The 463-nt window shown below is 57.2% G+C and carries 1 protein-coding gene; it reads left to right on the forward strand.

Translation table 11 applies throughout. The features are described 5' to 3' along the window. Positions 1-182: 182 nt before the first annotated feature. The coding region (locus FCS21_RS16000) for a YaeQ family protein (RefSeq protein ID WP_138624500.1) at positions 183-463 on the forward strand (281 nt) is incomplete at its 3' end.

The raw sequence follows: 463 nt of genomic DNA on the forward strand, positions 1-463 counted from the left end.
TCAGGCCGGCAAGCGGTTTGGCATTAAACGACATGGGGATCCTTGTCTGCGCAGAACGGTGATGTGAAGCCTTTTAACATAGGCGAGCAGGCCAGGGATAAGGATGATGCAGCGCAGGATTCGTTGAATGGCCTCGCCATCGGTTAGACTGGCCGCCTTTCCCTGTCTCTAGAAGCCCGTTCATGGCCCAGCCGTCCACGACCTACAAATTCGAACTCAACCTCACCCACCTCGACCGTTCGGTGTACGAGAGCGTCAAGCAGACCATCGCTCGCCACCCCTCGGAAACTGAAGAACGCATGACCGTGCGTCTGCTGGCCTACGCCCTTTTTTACAACGAACAGTTGGCGTTCGGTCGTGGCCTGTCAGATGTAGACGAGCCAGCCCTGTGGGAAAAAAGCCTGGATGATCGGGTTTTGCATTGGATCGAAGTCGGCCAGCCGGATGCCGACCGCCTGACCTG

The sequence above is a fragment of the Colwellia ponticola genome, assembly GCF_005885605.1.
Taxonomy (GTDB): Bacteria; Pseudomonadota; Gammaproteobacteria; order Enterobacterales; family Alteromonadaceae; genus Colwellia; species Colwellia ponticola.